The 17,118-nt window shown below is 55.3% G+C and carries 18 protein-coding genes, 1 pseudogene and 1 riboswitch; of the genes and pseudogenes, 12 read left to right on the forward strand and 7 right to left on the reverse strand.

Annotation, left to right across the window (positions count from 1 at the left end; genetic code table 11):
- The first annotated feature begins 425 nt into the window (after positions 1 to 425).
- From yjjJ to BQ4888_RS08640, 5 genes are all read left to right on the forward strand, one after another.
- On the forward strand, positions 426 to 1,778 hold the full coding sequence (gene yjjJ / locus BQ4888_RS08620; protein ID WP_170232992.1) for a type II toxin-antitoxin system HipA family toxin YjjJ: 1,353 nt from the start codon (positions 426 to 428) through the stop codon (positions 1,776 to 1,778).
- A 93-nt stretch (positions 1,779 to 1,871) separates the two neighbouring features.
- Positions 1,872 to 1,950, forward strand: a riboswitch (cyclic di-GMP riboswitch).
- A 107-nt stretch (positions 1,951 to 2,057) separates the two neighbouring features.
- On the forward strand, positions 2,058 to 2,705 hold the full coding sequence (locus tag BQ4888_RS08625; RefSeq protein ID WP_092056456.1) for a hypothetical protein: 648 nt from the start codon (positions 2,058 to 2,060) through the stop codon (positions 2,703 to 2,705).
- 33 nt (positions 2,706 to 2,738) lie between these two features.
- Positions 2,739 to 3,095, forward strand: coding sequence for a hypothetical protein (locus BQ4888_RS08630; protein WP_092056458.1), 357 nt, complete (start codon positions 2,739 to 2,741; stop codon positions 3,093 to 3,095).
- A gap of 381 nt (positions 3,096 to 3,476) precedes the next feature.
- Positions 3,477 to 3,713 carry a type II toxin-antitoxin system Y4mF family antitoxin gene (locus BQ4888_RS08635; protein WP_205748054.1) on the forward strand — a complete coding sequence of 79 codons (237 nt, stop codon included), beginning with the start codon at positions 3,477 to 3,479 and terminating at the stop codon, positions 3,711 to 3,713.
- A gap of 5 nt (positions 3,714 to 3,718) precedes the next feature.
- The gene (locus BQ4888_RS08640; RefSeq protein WP_092056460.1) at positions 3,719 to 4,978 is read left to right on the forward strand and encodes a type II toxin-antitoxin system HipA family toxin; all 1,260 of its coding nucleotides are present in this window, start codon (positions 3,719 to 3,721) and stop codon (positions 4,976 to 4,978) included.
- Positions 4,979 to 5,003: 25 nt separating this feature from the next.
- Here BQ4888_RS08640 and BQ4888_RS17870 read toward each other — a convergent pair whose 3' ends face one another.
- Positions 5,004 to 5,138, reverse strand: coding sequence for a hypothetical protein (locus tag BQ4888_RS17870; protein ID WP_280522498.1), 135 nt, complete (start codon positions 5,136 to 5,138; stop codon positions 5,004 to 5,006).
- A gap of 342 nt (positions 5,139 to 5,480) precedes the next feature.
- Between BQ4888_RS17870 and relB the strand changes: the two genes are divergently transcribed.
- On the forward strand, positions 5,481 to 5,927 hold the full coding sequence (gene relB / locus BQ4888_RS08645; protein ID WP_092056462.1) for a type II toxin-antitoxin system RelB family antitoxin: 447 nt from the start codon (positions 5,481 to 5,483) through the stop codon (positions 5,925 to 5,927).
- Positions 5,924 to 6,226 (forward strand): type II toxin-antitoxin system RelE/ParE family toxin, encoded by a 303-nt coding sequence (locus BQ4888_RS08650; RefSeq protein ID WP_092056464.1) that lies wholly within the window; start codon positions 5,924 to 5,926, stop codon positions 6,224 to 6,226. The genes relB and BQ4888_RS08650 overlap by 4 nt, the downstream gene beginning before the upstream one ends.
- Positions 6,227 to 6,493: 267 nt before the next feature.
- Here BQ4888_RS08650 and BQ4888_RS08655 read toward each other — a convergent pair whose 3' ends face one another.
- From BQ4888_RS08655 to istA, 3 genes are all read right to left on the reverse strand, one after another.
- The gene (locus BQ4888_RS08655) at positions 6,494 to 7,093 is read right to left on the reverse strand and encodes a recombinase family protein (protein WP_092056466.1); all 600 of its coding nucleotides are present in this window, start codon (positions 7,091 to 7,093) and stop codon (positions 6,494 to 6,496) included.
- Positions 7,094 to 7,178: 85 nt separating this feature from the next.
- Positions 7,179 to 7,940 carry an IS21-like element helper ATPase IstB gene (gene istB / locus BQ4888_RS08660; protein WP_092056467.1) on the reverse strand — a complete coding sequence of 254 codons (762 nt, stop codon included), beginning with the start codon at positions 7,938 to 7,940 and terminating at the stop codon, positions 7,179 to 7,181.
- Entirely contained in the window at positions 7,918 to 9,468 is a 1,551-nt protein-coding gene (istA, locus tag BQ4888_RS08665; protein ID WP_140396625.1) for an IS21 family transposase, read from the reverse strand. Before istA ends, istB begins: the two co-directional genes overlap by 23 nt.
- A gap of 647 nt (positions 9,469 to 10,115) precedes the next feature.
- Here istA and BQ4888_RS08670 point away from each other — a divergent pair.
- Positions 10,116 to 10,886, forward strand: a complete 771-nt coding sequence (locus BQ4888_RS08670) for an acyl-CoA dehydratase activase (RefSeq protein WP_092056471.1) — start codon at positions 10,116 to 10,118, stop codon at positions 10,884 to 10,886.
- 25 nt (positions 10,887 to 10,911) lie between these two features.
- The gene (locus tag BQ4888_RS08675) at positions 10,912 to 12,066 is read left to right on the forward strand and encodes a double-cubane-cluster-containing anaerobic reductase (protein WP_240746436.1); all 1,155 of its coding nucleotides are present in this window, start codon (positions 10,912 to 10,914) and stop codon (positions 12,064 to 12,066) included.
- Between the two features lie 198 nt (positions 12,067 to 12,264).
- Here BQ4888_RS08675 and BQ4888_RS08680 read toward each other — a convergent pair whose 3' ends face one another.
- The gene (locus BQ4888_RS08680; RefSeq protein ID WP_092056473.1) at positions 12,265 to 12,825 is read right to left on the reverse strand and encodes a recombinase family protein; all 561 of its coding nucleotides are present in this window, start codon (positions 12,823 to 12,825) and stop codon (positions 12,265 to 12,267) included.
- 348 nt (positions 12,826 to 13,173) lie between these two features.
- Between BQ4888_RS08680 and BQ4888_RS08685 the strand changes: the two are divergent.
- The 3 genes and pseudogenes from BQ4888_RS08685 to BQ4888_RS08695 form a co-directional block, all read left to right on the forward strand.
- Positions 13,174 to 13,311 (forward strand): annotated as a pseudogene (locus BQ4888_RS08685) (hypothetical protein); the annotation flags it as partial.
- 189 nt (positions 13,312 to 13,500) lie between these two features.
- Positions 13,501 to 14,832, forward strand: coding sequence for a hypothetical protein (locus tag BQ4888_RS08690; RefSeq protein ID WP_092056476.1), 1,332 nt, complete (start codon positions 13,501 to 13,503; stop codon positions 14,830 to 14,832).
- 57 nt (positions 14,833 to 14,889) lie between these two features.
- Positions 14,890 to 15,717, forward strand: coding sequence for a hypothetical protein (locus BQ4888_RS08695; RefSeq protein WP_140396626.1), 828 nt, complete (start codon positions 14,890 to 14,892; stop codon positions 15,715 to 15,717).
- Between the two features lie 212 nt (positions 15,718 to 15,929).
- Here the strand turns inward: BQ4888_RS08695 and BQ4888_RS08700 are convergent, their stop codons facing one another.
- Both BQ4888_RS08700 and BQ4888_RS17975 read right to left on the reverse strand, forming a co-directional pair.
- Positions 15,930 to 16,262, reverse strand: coding sequence for a type II toxin-antitoxin system RelE/ParE family toxin (locus BQ4888_RS08700; protein ID WP_092056480.1), 333 nt, complete (start codon positions 16,260 to 16,262; stop codon positions 15,930 to 15,932).
- Positions 16,259 to 16,528, reverse strand: a complete 270-nt coding sequence (locus tag BQ4888_RS17975) for a ribbon-helix-helix domain-containing protein (protein WP_092056482.1) — start codon at positions 16,526 to 16,528, stop codon at positions 16,259 to 16,261. The genes BQ4888_RS08700 and BQ4888_RS17975 overlap by 4 nt, the downstream gene beginning before the upstream one ends.
- Positions 16,529 to 17,118 lie beyond the last annotated feature (590 nt).

Genomic DNA, 17,118 nt, shown 5'->3' on the forward strand with positions numbered 1-17,118 from the left:
CTACGGCGAATCATGAGTCACCCGGCCAAGCAGATCGATGAGCTACTGCCGGATCATTGGTTAGCCTCCCGGAAGAAGAATGCCGCATCGCAGACCGTCAAGCAAGATGGGCTGGGTTGACGGTTACTTCTCCAGGTCGACTATCTCGCATTTGCAGAAATCGACTGATCCCGAAAAAACCGAAATGCGACTCAGTCGTTCTCCAGGTCGACTATGTCGCATTTTGAGGCGAAGGGCGGTTCGAGGGAGGGGGAGGGGCTGGGCCGACGGGATGGCGATGCGCAGGCAAACGGGGAGGCTGTTGTCGCTGGTGGGGCACCCATGTTCGAAAATCTATTCAATAAAAATAGTGGATGGATCGAGAATCCCCTGTTATCCTGCTTGGGAGACCTTTGAATCCATTCAGATATCTATTCAGGAACGTCATGCCGCGACCGGTTGAACAGCTTCTCGCCCTGCTGCGAACGGGGGTCAAAACCGCGAAAGAGCTGCAGCAGGCTCTCGGGGTCAGTCAGCCGACCTTGTCCCGGCTGCTTGCGGGCATGGGCGGGCAGGTCGTCGCCCTCGGGCGGGCGCGGCAGACCCGTTACGGCTTGCCGAGGGATGTCAGGGGCGCCGGCGGGGAATTCCCCGTCTACCGGATTTCTCCGACCGGAGACGCCGAACCGGCGGGAACGCTGTTGGCGTTGCAGCGGGGGGAATACTGGTGGCAGCCGGCGGCGGGGTCGGGCGAACTGCTGCGGCATCTGCCCTGGTTCATTCAGGACCTGCGCCCGGACGGATTCATGGGCCGGGCCTTCGCCCATCTCCAGAGCCGGGAGCTGAACCTTCCTGCGCGGCTTTCCGACTGGAACGAGGAGCATGTGCTGATGGCCCTTTCCCGCAAGGGGGAGGACGGCATGGGCAACCTCATCCTCGGGGAACTCTCCTTGCAGCGCTACTTCCAGTCCGCCCGGGAGCAGCCGGCTCCGGTGCTTCCCCCGGAACTGCCGGCCCGCTATGAGGCCTTCGCCCGGGCCGCCCTGGCCGGCGATCCTCCCGGATCTTCCGCCGGGGGCGAGCAGCCCAAGTTTGCCGCCCTTCTCGCGGAAGGGGAGGAGTTCCGCCATGTCCTGGTCAAGTTCTCGCCGACCACGGATACTCCCTCCGGTCGCCGCTGGGCCGACCTGCTGATCTGTGAACAGCTGGCCCTGGAGGAACTTCGCTCCCAGGGCCTCCGCGCCGCTTCAACCCGGATTCATGTCACCGAAACGCGGACCTTTCTCGAAGTTACCCGTTTCGACCGGCAGGGGCGGTTCGGGCGGCTGCCGCTGGTGTCCCTGGCGGCGGTGGATAACGAGTTTTTCGGCCACCTGGACAACTGGCCGGCGGCGGCAGGCCGACTGGAGAAATCGGGAATGCTCTCGGCGGAAGACGCCGACGCCCTTCGCCTGTTCTCGGCCTTCAGCACCCTGATCGCCAACACCGACCAGCACTTCGGCAACATCTCCCTGGTCGAAACGGACAGCAAGCCCCGTTTCTCGCTCGCCCCCGCCTACGACGTGCTGCCCATGCTCTACCGCCCGCACCAGGGGGAAGTCCCCGCCCGCGCCTTCGCCCCGGGTCTTCCCGACGCCGCCGTCGCCGGCCAGTGGGAAAGCGCCCGTCAGGCCGCCCTTCGCTTCTGGGCGACGGCCGCCGCCGACGCGCGGATATCGCCCGACTTCCGGGAGATCTGTTCCTGCAATCAGGGGATGATCCAGGAGTTGGGCAACGGCCCGCGTCTGCTGGGCGGGTAGGGAGGAGGCTGCCGGAAACGGTAAGGACTAGGCTTTCTGGGCTTGATTTTTTTCTTCATTAGTGGTTTGATTGATCCGACAAAATTAGTCTGATTCCGATAATAGCAAACCCAGGGTGACCTGGGGACGCAAAGCCACGGGTCCAGCAGCGCTGGATAGCCGGGTTGCCGAAGAATTTCAGCACCTACACTGGTTGCCCATCTTCGGTTTCATGGAGATGGGTTTTTTGCGTTTTTGGGAAAACTTTGTACTTAACCAAGGATTAAAGGAGATTTTTGCATGAAGAGAGGTCTGTTATTGTTTTTCATTATGGGTGCCATCCTGGTCAGTGGCTGTGCTAACCATGCCAAGATTGAGATGCCTGTCGTTGAGAGGGTGAGTTCCCAGAACTGGCAAGGTAAAAGCTTTCGGCAGGAAATTTTCTATTCACAGCCCGAGCCAGGGCTTTTCACGGGAGGACAGCAGCAGAAGCTTCAGCCGATTTCCGAGGCGCGTCTTTCTGTTGCATCCGCAGAGGTGTTGAGTGGTTTTTCGCAGTTTCTGTCGAACCAGTTGCCGCCGAATACCTATGTGGTTGATGATTCCACCGCAGACTACACAGTGACTGTAAACATGGTGGCTAAGGATAAGATGGGGCCTTCTTATCCTGATTACGAATTTTGGAAGACATTTTTTAAAGGTTTGGCAACCGTAGGCTTCGGGTCATTCGAATATGACATCATTGCCGACTTCGACATCGAGTATGTATTGAAGGACAAGAAAAACAATGTGTTTTCAAAAAAATACAGTGTCAAAGATGCCGTCGATCATGACAAAGGAAGATTCGAGTTTAACGATAAGTCATATGTATATGCTGCCGAATTATTGCGGAAGCATATACTGATAACCTATTCTTCATTTTTGAAGGATGCTAGTGTAAGCATGTAATTAACAGCAAAAGGGCATGGAAGAGGAGTGAATATGGACTGCGAAGAAAACCTAAATAAACTTAAAACTGAATACCAAGAGTTTATTCGTGAACTTGATGTCGAAGAACTGCGGGAGATGCTCTCTTGCTCGAAAAGCGTCTGGTATCATTTACAAAAAGAATGTTTTTTTCTTTTTCCATCAACAAGGAATCCTAATTTTCACAGTATTCCAGCATTGATTGTAGAAGATTTTGCGGGAGGCACAATAGATCAATACCCTTGTGATGACGATGGGTACCCCATCATCGAAGATGAGGATTGCGAAGATCTCCGGGAAGAAATGCTTCAGACCGGACCCTGTTTGATCGACTCCCTAATTGCTCAGCTTGAAGCGGAACCGTTTTCTTAGACGCCATTTTAAATTACGCCGTCCGAACCTTCGCCGCAGCGTTTCCCGATGCCGCTGTCGCTGACCAGTGGGAAAGCGCCCCCAGTCCGCCCTTCGCTTCTGGGCGACCGCCGCCGCCGACGAGCGGATATCGCCCGAGTTCCGGGGCATTTGCTCTCGCAATCACGGGATGATTCAGGAGTTGGGCAACGGCCCGCGTCTGCTTGGTGGGTAGGGAAACCCCGACCGGCGACCGCTTATTTCACCGTTCGGTAGAAAAGTTGGCGAAGGGTCTTGGCAGTGCCAGAGAATTAACCGTTCGGTATTATTTTGTTGCGACGAGGCGGCAAGCCGCTTATTGTTAACCGAACGGTTAAATTATTTCGCACGGTGGAGGTGGTGGTGATTCGGAGCGAAGAGGGGACGCGCGCGATCAACGGACCCAAAGATCTTGGCGAGCTGCTGCGGAAAAAACGCAAGGCGCAGCAGCTGACCCAGGGGCAGGTCGCCGATTTCTGCGGGGTAAGCGTCAAGTTCATCTCGGAGGTCGAGCGCGGCAAGGAAACGGCGGAGATCGGCAAAGTGCTCCATCTCCTTAAAATGCTCGGCATCGATCTGTTCGCCGACCTTCGGGAGTGAACTCCATGAGCCGGGTTCTTCATGTCTACATTAACGGGGCCAAGGTCGGCGATTTGGCGGAAGGCGATCTGTCCTTCACTTACGACGCTTCTTGGCTGAGCGGCAAAGCTCCCTGCCCCCTGTCGCTCTCCCTGCCGTTGCAGGGCGAACCGCTGCCGGCGGATCGTTCCCGCGCATTTTTCGCGAACCTGTTGCCCGAAGGGCAGGTGCGGGATCACTTCGCCCGCAAGTACCGAGTCTCCCCCGACGACGATTTCGCCCTGCTTGCCGCCCTGGGCGGCGATTGCGCCGGGGCGGCGGCCCTCCATCCCGAACCTCTCGACGGGTTTTCCCAATCCCCCCCTTCCCGGTATCGCCCGCTGACGGACGCCGATTTCGGCAAGCTCCTCGACGAAGCCTATATCATGGACCCGTCGTTTCTCGACGAAGGCGAGCACACCCGGCTTTCCCTGGCTGGCGTGCAGGACAAGATTCCGGTCGCGCTGCGGGGAGAAACCATCCTTCTGCCGCTGGACGGAGCTCCCAGCACGCATATCCTCAAACCGCCGAACCCTCGCTTCCCCGGCCTGGTGGAAAACGAAGCCTTCTGCATGGCCCTGGGCGGGGCCATGGGGCTGAGGGTCCCCAACGCCTTTCTGTTGCCGGTCAAGGAGCGGGAACCGGTCTATCTCGTCGAACGCTACGACCGCCACGTCGGCGACGAGGACATCGTTCGCATCCATCAGGAAGACTTCTGCCAGGCGACGGGCATTTCATATCGGCGCAAATATGAAGAAAAGGGCGGGCCGGGATTCCGGGTCTGCTTCCAGGTCATCGGCCAGTGCCGGAATCCCCTGGCCGAGCGGATCCGGCTGATCGAGTTGGCGATCTTCAATTTCCTGATCGGCAACGCCGACTGCCACGCCAAAAACCTGTCCCTGCTCTACGACCATGGCCCCAACCCCTCCTTCGCGCCCGCTTACGATCTGGTCTGTACCGGCATCTATGGCCTGAGCCGAAGGATGGCCATGGCGATCGGCGGCGTCTATGACCCTCGCGACGTCACCGGCCAGGCCTGGATTGCCTTTGCCGAAGAGGCCGGGTCGAGGTCGCCCAAGCCCGTCGTGGACACCTTGCGGCGAATGGCGACGGAAATCCCGGGAAAGGCCAGGGAGACGGCGGCCGGAATGACCGCCCGTTATGGGGGACATCCGGTCTACGAGGAGATTGCCCAGCTGATAAATCACCGGGCGGAAGTGTCCCTGAGACAGCTTCGCCACGTATGATCCCCCCTGAAAGCCAAACCCCCGGTCAGGAGGATCCTGCCGGGGGCTGGTCGTTGAGTGTGCAACGACAATACGTCGGTATGTTCGCTTCCACTACCGTCTGCCCGGCGGCGAACAGGCTTTGGGCCTGTTTGATTTTTTCCTGGTTGATGATTGGCATCTACCCCTCATTGTAGGTTGGGGAGGATGTCGGTCTACGCACCCCATAGCGTCGTAAATCTCGGAATTGATCAACGTAAATTTCGGAATTGACGACCCTGGAATCCGAGTCCGGGACTTCCAAATAACCGCTTCCAGGGCAAATTTGAAGGCCGATTTTTCCAGAGGTCCGGAAAAAATTTCGTACGTACGAAATTTTCATCCCTCCAAAGAGCCCGGACCTTCGGCATTGCTCTTGTGCCGAAAAAACGTCCACTTCCCGATCCCGACAACCTTGCAGACTTCCTATCAATCATGTACAATTAATGCTTAAAAGTAGTCTTGATTGATAAAGGAGCGTACCATGCACAGCATGACACTAGAGCAGCTACGCGCCACGGCTAGCGCCGGAGGCGTGACGGGTGTAACCCTGAAAGGGCAGGGCGGCGGCTTCTTCGTTGAAATCGCCACCCGTAGCGGCCAAGACGCCTTTTTGGCGAAGGCCCGCAGCACGGAGCCGCGCCGCTTTGGTAATCCCACTTCTGCGCTAATAGTCTTGCGCGACGTGGGCATTGCCGTTGCGCAGCTTGACGCCACCAACTGGAACCCCGACCAAAAGGACATGACTCGCAGCAGGCAGAGCCGCGCCGAGGCCATGCGCGGAGCGCATGAAGCAGCAGCCTATAACCAGTGGCTGGCTGGCGAGATTCAGGCTTCCATCGACGACCCCCGGCCGAACATCCCTCATGATGAAGTCATGGCCGAAATGGACGCCGACATTGCCGCCCTGCCGAAGAAAAAACGCGCATGACCGAACAGCCTTACCGCATTGAGTGGCGGCCTATGGCCCGCGAGGACTTGCGGGCCATCGTGCGCTACATCGGCAAGGACAACCCGACGCGGGCCAAGAGCTTCGGCCAGGATCTGCGCGACAAGACCAAACCGCTTGCACAGCATCCAGAGCTTGGCCGCAAGGGACGGCCGGGCTTGCCCGAGTGGTTGAGCGAGCTGGTCGCGCATCCGAACTACATCATTTTTTATCGTGTGCTGGCCGAGTCCCGCACCGTCGAAATTTTGAGAGTGAAGCACGCGGCGCAGCAAACGCCGTGATTACCAACCCCGGCGCGCTAACGCCGGTTTTTTCAGGAGTGGCCAGATGAAGGATTACGCGCTGCAAAGTCCGGAGGTGCAGAGAGAGGGACCGACGGGGGCCGAGGTTGGCCTGTAATTCGGCGCCATTGAACCGGTGATCTTTCGCTTTTCCTAAAATCTGAGCCCGAGACTTCCCCACCCTGCCCCCGAAAAAATCGATTCCAGGGCAAATTTGAAACCCGGTTTTTCCAGAGGTCCGGGAAAAATTTCGTACGTACGAAATTTTCACCCTTCCAAAGAGTCCGGCCCCTCGGCATTGTCCTTGTGCCGAAAAAACGTCCTTTTCCCGATCCCGACAACCTTGCAGGCTTCCGCCACCGTGTACCCGGCGGCGAACAGGCTTTGCGCCTGTTTGATTTTCTTCTGGTCGATCTTGGGCCGGCCACCGCTTCGGCCCCGCGCCCGGGCCGCCTCTCTTCCGGCAGCAGTCCTTTCCGCCCGCAGTTCCCGCTCCATTTGATTGATGGCCCCCATGATCGAGAGGAAGGCCCGGCCCGTGGCGGTTGTGGTGTTGATGTTTTCCCGCAGGCTTTCGATCTTTACCCCTTTCCCTTCCAACTCCTGTACGACCTTGAGCAGATGGGCCAAACTCCGGCTCATGCGCGAGAGTTCGGTAATAACCAAGGTATCCCCCTCGCGCAGATACTCCATCGCCTGATTCCAACCGGGTCGATCCTCCTTCAGTCCGGAAACCTTGTCGCTGAAAATCTTTGAGCAGCCGGCCGCCTTGAGAGCGTCCACCTGGCTATCCAGATTTTGCCCGGAAGTTGTCATTTTCAGAAGACGATTGCGTATTCCGTTGAAATCGGCCAGAAGAACTGACATGAAGGCGGCCGCCGTTCCGCTGTGAATCCGGCCAGCGTTCCGGTGATTTCGGCCAGTGCCGAGAGTGGGTCTCGGGGTGGGGTTTTTACTCTGTCACGGCTTCGGATTTCCGGTCAAGTGTGGATCGCTTCCGGCGCATCGATTCGCCCTTGAGTTCGAGCCTGTAGGCGTTGTGCACCAAGCGGTCGAGGATGGCGTCGGCCAGGGTTGGATCCTGCATGGCATCGTACCAGGCCTTGATCGGCAGTTGGCTGGTGACGATGGTGGCTTTGCGGTCGTAGCGTTCCTCGACGATTTCCAGCAGTTCGCGCTGCTCCTCGGTGGTGAGCGGCGAGATGAGCAGATCGTCGAGGACCAGCACCTCGCACTTGCCGATGGGGGCCATGAGTTTGTGGTAGCGGCCGTCGAGCCGGGCGACGGCGATGTCGTGCAGCAGGCGCGGCAGCCGCTGGTAGAGAACGGTGTGGCCGTCCCGGCAGGCTTTCTGGGCCAGGGCGCAGGCGAGGTAGCTCTTGCCGGCGCCGGTCGGGCCGGTGACGAGGATGTTGTGATGCTGTCTTACCCACTGGTTCTGGGCCAGCGACAGGATCAGGGCCCGGTCCAGGCCCCGGCCCTGACGCAGATCGAGGTCTTCGATGGAAGCGGAGAAGCGCAGTTTGGCCGTCCGGAGCCGGTTCTGCATGCGCCGGTTTTCCAGTTCGGTCATCTGGAAATCCACGATCAAACCGAAACGCTCCTCGAAACAGAGCGCCGCCATGTCCGGGCGTTGCATCTGGTCGGCAAAGGCCTTGGCCATGGCGGAGAGCTTCATGGCGGTGAGTTTTTCAATGGTCGGTTGGTTCAGCATGGGAGAGCCTTTCGTCGTTGTAGTAATGGGTTCCCCGGAGGTTCTCGTGGGAGACGGGCGGTAATTCCAGTTGGCTGGGTAGCGGCTTCTGGTCGAGGTTGTTCTCCAGAATCGACTTGATGCTTTTGTAACTGACGCCGCGGATGGCGAGCGCCCGGGCGCAGGCGGCCTCCAGGCGTTCCTTGGAAAAGCGCTTGCCCAGGGATATGACCCCCATGCAGGAACGGAAGCCGTGCTCGGGGTAGGCCTTGCGCGAAAGAATCTGCTCCACGACGGCGGCCGTGGCCGCTCCGCTCTGGGCCGCCCAGGCGACGATGCGCTGCGGCGTCCACTCGGCATATTCCCGATGCGCCTTGGGCATGTGTTCCGGCAGGGTGCTGTGCTTGCCCTGTAGATACGACCGGGGATGGGAAGCCACCCGATTCCCCTTGTGCAGGCATTCGATGGTAGTGGCGGTGGCGCGGATCTCCAACTGCTCTCCCACCAGGCGATGGGGGACGCTGTAGAAATGGTTGTCCACCTCGACATGGTAATCGATATGGACCCGGGCTTTGCTCCATTGGGAAAACTGGTAGGGTTCCTCGGGCAGCGGCCGCATCTCCGGCCGGTCGAGCTCTTCAAAGCGGCTGCGGCGACAGCCGGGGAGTTTGCGGAAGGGACGGTTATTGAGCAGTTCCAGGCGTTGCCGGATGGCGGCGTTGGCTTCCGCCAGACTGAAGAAGGTGCGCTGACGAAGCCCGGCCAGAATAAAGCGCTGGGCGATCAGCACGCCCCCTTCGACCTTGGCCTTATCCTTGGGACGGCGAACGCGGGCGGGGATGACGGCGGTGCCGTAATGGTCGGCGAGTTCGGCGTAGGAGGGATTGAGGTCCGGCTCGTAGCGGCAGGCCTTGGTGACCCCGGAGCGCAAGTTGTCCGGGACCACGCACTGGGGAACGGCGGCGAGATAACCGAAGGCCCGGACGTGGGAACCGATCCAGTCGGGAAGCCCCTGGGTCCAGGTCGCCTCGGCGTAGGTCAGGTTGCTGTTGCCCATGACCCCGACGAAGATCTCGGCTTCCCGGATCTCCCCCGTCGAGGCGTCCACGATGGGTAGGGTCGACCCGCTGTAGTCGACGAAAAACTTGTCACCGGCACGGTGCTCCTGACGCATAGAACGATCCAGCTTCTTGCGCCATTGCCGATAGAGTTCACAGAACTGGCTGTACTGGTAACCGGAAGGTTCGCCCTCTTTGTACTCCTGCCAGAGCAGCATCAGGGTGAGGTGTTTGTGGCTGGTCAGTTCATCGTGCAGAGATTGCCAGTCGGGCTGGTGCAGCTTGCGGGATGAAGGTGGTTGCGGCGGGGGATAAAGAAGTTTTTCAAGGGACTCGTCGTCTAGTTCCACTGGCCAGGACAGGCCGGCGGCGATGGCGCGAGCAATCGTATCGTTCACGGTGCTCTTGCCGACCCCGCAGGCTTTGGCCGTATCACGCCGGCTCTGGTTGCAGCCCCAGACCAGGCGCAGGATCTCACGTATTTTTCGCATGGCAACTCTTTCTCTCGGCATCACGCCCTCCTCGGATGGAATCAAGGACGGCAGGATACCCGTGGAGTTACCCCGCGACTACACTCTCACATCACATTGGCCGGATGGCTCCGGAATGGTGGACGGAATCGAATCGGAATGCCGGCCGGATTCCCGCCGGAACGGTGGACGCTTTCCCGTCGGAATCGTGGCCGGATTCGACCGGAATACGCAGACGATTGCACAAAATATCAGAAGTGGATTGCACCCCAGAATCCATATTTGGTTGACCGTTTACCGCATGAGATCACGAGCATCTCAAAGTCCACAGCGGCGATCAGCACTACTTTAGGCACATAGAAAAGGCCACATTCATCGGAGCGTGGCCTTTTCTTATGACCAGGGGTTTTGAGAAGCTCGGGAAGGTTGCCGAAAATTGACATGCAACATATTGATACATCAAATAGGACGTCCCTTATTTCAGTGGCGGATCGTTTGCCTGAAAGAGGTGTAGAGAGTTTTAATCTTTCAGGCGATACCATAGGAATTCCTGATCGACAGCATTTAAAGTATCTATATTTCCGGTTTGACATTCCTGTGTTGGTTTACATAAATTGATGCCCGTTGAATTAAGCGACGATGCTGCACAGGTCATCAGGATGGAAACCATGACACGAATCTCCGTTGGTATTGATATCGGCTCAACAGCGACCAAGGCCATCCTTCTTGCTGGTGGCCAGATTTGCGGACAGGTGGTCATGGCGACCGGATGGGATTCTAAGTCTGCCGGGAAGCACGCCTTTGACACTTTGCTGGACGATTGCGGTCTTTGCGCCGAGGACGTTCATAGCGTGGTCGGGACAGGCTACGGCCGCGTCTCCCTTCCTTTCGCCAATCGCCGGGTCACCGAGGTGACCTGCCATGCGCGCGGCGCCGAGCATATGGTCCCGGGAAGCCGACTGGTGGTGGACATCGGCGGACAGGACAGCAAGGTCATCGCTCTGGATGGCACCGGCAATGTCACGGATTTTATCATGAACGACAAGTGTGCGGCCGGGACCGGACGCTTTCTCCAGATGCTGGCAGGTGTGCTCGATATATCCCTGGACGGGCTTGAGGAGTTGACCCAGGGGTCCGAGCCGGTCGTTCTGAGCAGCATGTGCACCGTCTTTGCCGAGTCGGAAATTGTCGGCTTGTTGGCCCGGGGCATCGACAAAGGAGCCATCGCCGCAGGAGTGATTGATTCGATTTCCAAACGCCTGACGGGCCTGGTCGGGCGCATGCCACGCGTTGCGGAAATCACGTTTACCGGAGGACTGGCCAACAATCCGGCCGTCTGCCGGCGCATCGAACAATCTCTTGGCTTGCCGCTGAGGATACCCATCTACCCCCAGATGGCCGGAGCGCTGGGGGCGGCCCTGATCGGCAGCGAACTTTGAATCGGAGGTTATTGTGGAATCTGCAGTGTTTAAACAGATAGAGAAGTTGCGCGAGATCAACGTTCTTGCCCTTAAGGACGCCAAAGAAGCGGGACAAGCCGTTGTCGGCACCTATTGCCTTTACGCCCCGGCCGAGTTGATCGTCGCTGCCGGAGCCAGCCCCGTCATGTTATGCGGCACCAGCCAGAACCCAATTCCCGCCGCAGAGCAGGTGCTGCCCCGCAACCTCTGCCCCCTGATCAAGTCGAGTTACGGCTTTGCCGCCACCGACACCTGTCCCTTCTTCCATTTTTCCGACCTGATCGTTGCCGAGACGACCTGCGACGGCAAAAAGAAGATGTACGAGCTGATGGAGGAATTCAAACCGGTGCATCTGATGCAGCTTCCCCAGGTTCAGGACCATGACTCGGCCCTTGACTACTGGGTCAAAGAACTGCAACGGCTGCAGACACGACTGGAAGAGAGCTTTGGGGTCGAAATCACCGAGGACAAGTTGCGGGACGCCATCGCCTTGCTTAACGACGAACGGCGCAGCCTCAAAGCCCTGCAGGATGTCTGCCGTCACAAGCCGGCTCCGATCAGCGGCAAGGAAATGCTCACCGTTCTGCACAATCGCGGTTTTGCCCTCGACAAACGCGCCACGATCAAGCTGATCGACCAGTTGACGGCAGAGCTGACCGAGTGGGTCCGCTTGGGGCTTTCCACGCTGGCAACCGATGCGCCAAGAATCCTGCTGACAGGAGTTCCCGTCGGGCTCGGTTCTGACAAGGTCGTGCGTCTGCTCGAAGAAGCCGGCGGCCAGGTTGTCTGTTTCGAGAGCTGCGGTGCCTACAAGAAGGTCGAACCGGTACGCCAGAGCGATGATCCCCTGCGGGCCATCGCCGAATGTTACCTGAACATTCCCTGCTCCTGCATGTCGCCCAACCGCAATCGTTTCGAGCTTGTTGCCCGCCTGGCCAAAGAGTTCCAGGTCGACGGTATTATCGACCTGACCTGGCAGGCCTGCCATACCTACAATATCGAATCCTATAGCCTGCGCCGGTATTTGCAGCAGGAGACGGGACTTCCCTTCCTGCAGATCGAAACAGACTATTCCGAGTCAGATTCCGAACAGCTCAAGCTGCGCCTTGAGGCCTTTCTTGAACTCCTGGCCTCGGCCGGGACCACGGGGGGCGCCTGAGCTTATTGCCGCCGTGCAAGCCTGCACTGAGGTCAATTGTCTTCTGAACGGTGGGTGGAATGGTTAAGTTGCACCCCCCACCCAAAACCCCTCCTAATCACCGGGCGGGTCTTCTTCTTTTTTACCTCTATAGAACACGAAACGCCCACGATATCCTTGTCGGGGGCGTTTCTATTAATGCGCTATTTTTCAGACAGCTTAGGAACGGTTCTCAGCATACAACCGATAGACTGATGATCGGCTGATGCCATAATGCTCGGAGATTTCGGTTTTGCTACATCCTGGCTCTTCAAAGTCCCTGATCAAATCTGCAATCTCCTGCTTGGTCAGTTTCGGCTTGGCACCAAATTTTACACCGCGAGCGATCGCCTTGATGCGGCCTTCCATCGACCGTTCCTTGATCAACTCCCGCTCGAACTCGCCGATCGCGGCAAGAATGTTGAACTGAAGCCGGCCATACATGGTTGTTGTGTCGATTCCTTGGTCCAAAACTACCAGGTCGACTTTCTTGATTTCGAGTTTCTGTACAATCCCTGCCAAGTCTACCACCGATCTCGCCAAGCGGTCGAGCTTGGTCACGACGAACACATCCTCGTCTCGAACGAAGTCAAGAGCCTTTTGCAGTTCAGGGCGCCCCTTTGCTGAAGCGGCCGATGCCTTCTCATGGTAGATGCGGTCGCAATCCGACAGCCGATCCATTTGAAGATCCAGTTTTTGTCCAGACGAGCTTACCCGTGCATACCCAACTCTCATTCCCATGACGACCTCCTTTTTCGCTTGGAGAAAAATTTCTTCCCGGTGGGAGTGGTCATGAAAAGTTATCGGCTTATTGTGGTTTCAGCTCGGAATGGAGGGTTAGTAACAATTGCGGATTTCTGCCAATCTGAGCGGCCTAGGACAATATAAGAACATAAATAGGACTGGAACCTTTGACCCAACTCTCAGAGTAGAGTAGATTGGATTTCGTCTTATTTGATGTGTTCCATGGGGGATGGATTGATGGTGTTGCAGGGGCGCGGAAAGAAGATTGGCGAGGATTGAAAACCACCGAACGTTGGCCATTGAGGCTAATGGAGGGTGGTTTTTTGTTTTGTAGGTTGCTGCTTTCATCTGCAGGAAGCGGGTTCCGGTGTCGGCACGATACAAGAACTGCTTGGTCATAATGATGTCAAAACGACCATGATTTACACCCGCGTATTAAACCGTGATCCCGCAGGTGTACGCAGCCCGATGGACAGTCTGTGAAGATGGTTTTTTATCAGGACCCTGATATAAACCACACTAAATTGTAGGGAATGCCGTAGGTACTTGTAAATATGAAGATTTCGGCGTGTTGTTAGAAAATACAAAAGGGGTCTTATGCGGACAAGGGCGGGCAGATTGTTATCTTATACGGGTCCGTCTATAAACAAGTTGGGGGCCAAAGGAACCGCCATGAACGAGATTGATGTTCTGAAGAAGATTTCGTCGAACCTGACTGAGCGTAAAAACTCCGCAGCTCTCAGTAACTATCGGGTTCTTTGTAGCAACATAGCGTTCTTGAACGAAACCTTCTCAAATGCCATCAGCACGTTGCGGCTCATGCATGGAGAGATCGAGTCCACCCTAAAGAACGATTCCCTTCTAACACCGCAGTTCAAATCCGGCATGGATTTGAATGCGTTTATCCCAATAGTCCTTCGACTTCAACTGAACAGTTTTTCAGTCTTTGAGAAGCTCGCGGCGCTTACGTCACCGGACGACCGAGCGCACATCACAATAGAGAATGTGTCGGTTCTTTCAAGGGGCTTCGATGACTACAACAATCTCGTTACTGCGACTCGGCAGTACATAGATAGCATCATCTCCGACTCTTATCAGCTATATCTTCTCGATCCAAAGTCGTTCAATTATCACGTCCTCGTCTCCCTCAACAGCTTTAGCAAGTACGCAACAAAGTCCTTGGCCCACGCTTTATTCAACCAAGAAATGGAAAGCGCGCTGAACGAGTTTAGAACCATAAAATTCAAAGACTGGACGAAGTCCCATATCACTGAATGTAATCACACCACCTTCGCGCAGAAAGTGGACTTTCTCTTTTCAGTGCTTGGCGTACCGTCAGACCCGGACTTATCCGATGACTTGAAGAACATATTTAAGTTCTCCTCTGAGTTCACGCACATCGGCTATATATCTACCTTCTTCACCTCATCGTCAGGCACAGAAGTAATCTTTGGTGACGACGATGGCCCATATCTACCAAGCACCGAGAATTTCAGTGAGTTGAAGTACGAAGTACTCGAAACCGCGTGCAAGGCGTTGGTTGCCACATACATTCCGAGTCTCGTCAAATGCCTGGAAAAGCTTATGCTGAAGCCCCAAGCAGAAAAATTGTCTACCTCATTGCAGCTTGCCGCCAAAGCGCTCTCTGGGGCGATTGCAAGCCGTAACTCGAAATACTTTTTCTTTGTCAAAATCGGGTTGATCGGTTCAACAACTTCAATTCCTCTCACATGCATGTGTGGAGATACAAAGACATGGTGGCCACCGCATGACACATCGGAACTTTATTGCGGTTCATGTGGCAGTTCCTTCCAGCTACTCGAAGTGGATGGCGAAGGTGGTTACATAATCACGAGCAACGGTCCCGTGAAAATTATCGGGGCCAATGTCCCTGATTTCTGCGATCTTCCAATGGCTGAACAGATCAAGCTACTCCAGCAGTGCGAAGAAGCGAAGAATGCGCATAGCCCCCAACCCGGCTGTCAACCGGAGTTTGAGCAATAAAGCCGCGCAGTGCCGGTTACTTCTACGTTATGTTCTGAAATCAAGATAAGGAAATATATGTTCCGTTGTCTTCCAAATAAAAGTAAGTGTGAATGGCAGAATTTGTCAGGCTTTGTTGATGCCTATAATCGTATTAATGGCACAAAGTACGTATGGTCAGAATGCTTGGACAATACCCCAAGCGACAGACCAAGCCCAGAGTGCAGACTTACTTCACCTGATGATAAAGATATAGTTCTTGAACATAAACTCATTACTTGGCCACCAGATCACTTACGTCAACACAGTGCTCATCATGATTTTATGGAAGCGATTGCTAGCAATCTAAACTATCAGTTTCAAGACGCGCTCTACATTCTAGAAGCAAAAGCTTCGGACTTGGTCCCGATCAAACGTAAAGTGGAAAGCTGGGCACTGAATATCTCTCAACAAATAATCAAAAATAAAAATATTGTTAGAAATAACGGATACATAAATGGATCACAACCTATCAAATGGAGTTTCCGTCTCATTTCAGAAATAGAAAAAGATGACGACATGCCGGAAAAAGGTGTTGGGGTTACCCTTAATGTTCTAGATACGGCTATGGATTTTTCGGATGACGATGAAACAGAAATGAACAACGGAGTAAAAGAGATTTTTTTAAAACACCTTGAAAAGTCCGTTAAAAAATTTGTTGGCTACGATGAATGTATCAAAATATTCGTAACAGAAATCTATGGTGACAATTACCTGCTCGACCACGAATTAATAGAAGCTGTTGCTAACGGGGCCACTCTTCCAAAAAACATTGATCAAATATGGGTTGGACACCCAGTATGGTTGAGCGAAACAGAATTCACGACCGATTACAAACAGGTAAACTTAAAAAAACATAACACTTAATCAGCCGGACGGAAAGCACGTCTGTGCAAATCTGAAAATCAAAACTAAATTACGGTGGTGGCCGAAGCATCGCGTCGCCGCCGACACCATTAACCATTGCCGATTCTTATAAATCACTCCTTATAACACGCGAAAAGCCCCCGATCCGGTGATCGAGGGCTTTTCCGATAATGCGCTATATTTTGAACGGTCCGAAGGGACCCCTGACTGAGTCAGTGTTCAGTGCCGCTATCGCCAGAGTCATTATCTGAAAGGATTGCTTCGTAGTCCTGACCACCGTAGAAAATACCAATGATTGAGACCAGATCGGCGTCCACGTGGAAAGCGATCATTGCTCGTTTTTTGTAGTTGGTTATGCGTAGGCCTGGTCGCACATCATCCCGCATTGTGCCACGATGAGGAAACATATGCAGGTTTTCGCAGTAGCTCACGATTGCCTCGGTGTACTGTGCGGCGATTTCGGGTGCGGCCGCCTCTGCGATGTAGTGGTACAGGTCGGCAAGCTGGTCCGCGGCTTCCGGAGTGAAGATGATGCGATAGCTCATCGTGTCTTGGCACGTTCAGTGGCTAAGCGAGCACGTACTTGGTCAGCAGTGACGGCGCGAGATGGGTCGGCCTTCAGTGCGTCGTAGGATGGACCGACTTGGTTATGCAGCCAGCTTTCGACGGCGCGATCACGCGCCATGAGAACCCGTAGGCCGTCCCGAATTACTTCACTCTCGCTGGCATACTCGCCAGTCCGCACCTTGGCTTTTACCATGTCCGCCATGTCGTTGGGCAGGGTAATGCTAATTTGTTTCGTAGTTCGCATGGTCGCCCCCAATTGCTTTTAGTAGGATTAAATCCTACCACACTGCGGCCCGGCAGTCCAACCATCTTTATCCTCGTCGTTCTGTATCACGACAAGCACGAAAGATTTTTGAGAATACTCCGGGCACACAAGCGATTAGCATATCCTTCCCGGCAAAACGTCTCGGATACCAGGGTCTGTAAGAATCTGCCGATCACACCGCCGACGATCCCAATATACCGGTTGGAATAACTTTCGGGAAAAAACACCAGGTAATTAAAATTCGGCTGGAACTGAACAGGTCGTTGTCCTGAAATGAGCCATTTACAAAAATCTGTTGGCAACCTCCCTTTCCATTTCACATTTTTGGGTGAAATCCGAGACGTTTCTATCAACCATCTGAATTCAGCGAAGCTTCCGCAGCTAAAGATGAACCCAGAGTGGACTGTAGATTGATGGATTTAGAACTTTTTTGATAAAAATACAGCAGTGTCCGGTTAAGAAGTTGCATACGCGCCGAAGTCTAAATCGATGAAGCCTGGCGGCGTCACGCCGGCGGCAACGTCTTCGGCCGCTTCGTTGCGGATTTTGTTGCGTAACTCGCGAACCCT

It is taken from the genome of Desulfuromonas acetexigens (assembly GCF_900111775.1).
In the GTDB taxonomy this organism is placed as follows: Bacteria; Desulfobacterota; Desulfuromonadia; order Desulfuromonadales; family Trichloromonadaceae; genus Trichloromonas; species Trichloromonas acetexigens.

What these genes read in the sequence shown, in the direction of transcription:
- yjjJ (WP_170232992.1), top strand. Translation starts at nt 426, where the DNA reads ATGCCGCGACCGGTTGAACAGCTTCTCGCCCTGCTGCGAACGGGGGTC.
- BQ4888_RS08625 (WP_092056456.1), top strand. Translation starts at nt 2,058, where the DNA reads ATGAAGAGAGGTCTGTTATTGTTTTTCATTATGGGTGCCATCCTGGTC.
- BQ4888_RS08630 (WP_092056458.1), top strand. Translation starts at nt 2,739, where the DNA reads ATGGACTGCGAAGAAAACCTAAATAAACTTAAAACTGAATACCAAGAG.
- BQ4888_RS08640 (WP_092056460.1), top strand. Translation starts at nt 3,719, where the DNA reads ATGAGCCGGGTTCTTCATGTCTACATTAACGGGGCCAAGGTCGGCGAT.
- BQ4888_RS17870 (WP_280522498.1), bottom strand. Translation starts at nt 5,138, where the DNA reads ATGCCAATCATCAACCAGGAAAAAATCAAACAGGCCCAAAGCCTGTTC.
- relB (WP_092056462.1), top strand. Translation starts at nt 5,481, where the DNA reads ATGCACAGCATGACACTAGAGCAGCTACGCGCCACGGCTAGCGCCGGA.
- BQ4888_RS08650 (WP_092056464.1), top strand. Translation starts at nt 5,924, where the DNA reads ATGACCGAACAGCCTTACCGCATTGAGTGGCGGCCTATGGCCCGCGAG.
- BQ4888_RS08655 (WP_092056466.1), bottom strand. Translation starts at nt 7,093, where the DNA reads ATGTCAGTTCTTCTGGCCGATTTCAACGGAATACGCAATCGTCTTCTG.
- istB (WP_092056467.1), bottom strand. Translation starts at nt 7,940, where the DNA reads ATGCTGAACCAACCGACCATTGAAAAACTCACCGCCATGAAGCTCTCC.
- istA (WP_140396625.1), bottom strand. Translation starts at nt 9,468, where the DNA reads ATGCGAAAAATACGTGAGATCCTGCGCCTGGTCTGGGGCTGCAACCAG.
- BQ4888_RS08670 (WP_092056471.1), top strand. Translation starts at nt 10,116, where the DNA reads ATGACACGAATCTCCGTTGGTATTGATATCGGCTCAACAGCGACCAAG.
- BQ4888_RS08680 (WP_092056473.1), bottom strand. Translation starts at nt 12,825, where the DNA reads ATGGGAATGAGAGTTGGGTATGCACGGGTAAGCTCGTCTGGACAAAAA.
- BQ4888_RS08690 (WP_092056476.1), top strand. Translation starts at nt 13,501, where the DNA reads ATGAACGAGATTGATGTTCTGAAGAAGATTTCGTCGAACCTGACTGAG.
- BQ4888_RS08695 (WP_140396626.1), top strand. Translation starts at nt 14,890, where the DNA reads ATGTTCCGTTGTCTTCCAAATAAAAGTAAGTGTGAATGGCAGAATTTG.
- BQ4888_RS08700 (WP_092056480.1), bottom strand. Translation starts at nt 16,262, where the DNA reads ATGAGCTATCGCATCATCTTCACTCCGGAAGCCGCGGACCAGCTTGCC.
- BQ4888_RS17975 (WP_092056482.1), bottom strand. Translation starts at nt 16,528, where the DNA reads ATGCGAACTACGAAACAAATTAGCATTACCCTGCCCAACGACATGGCG.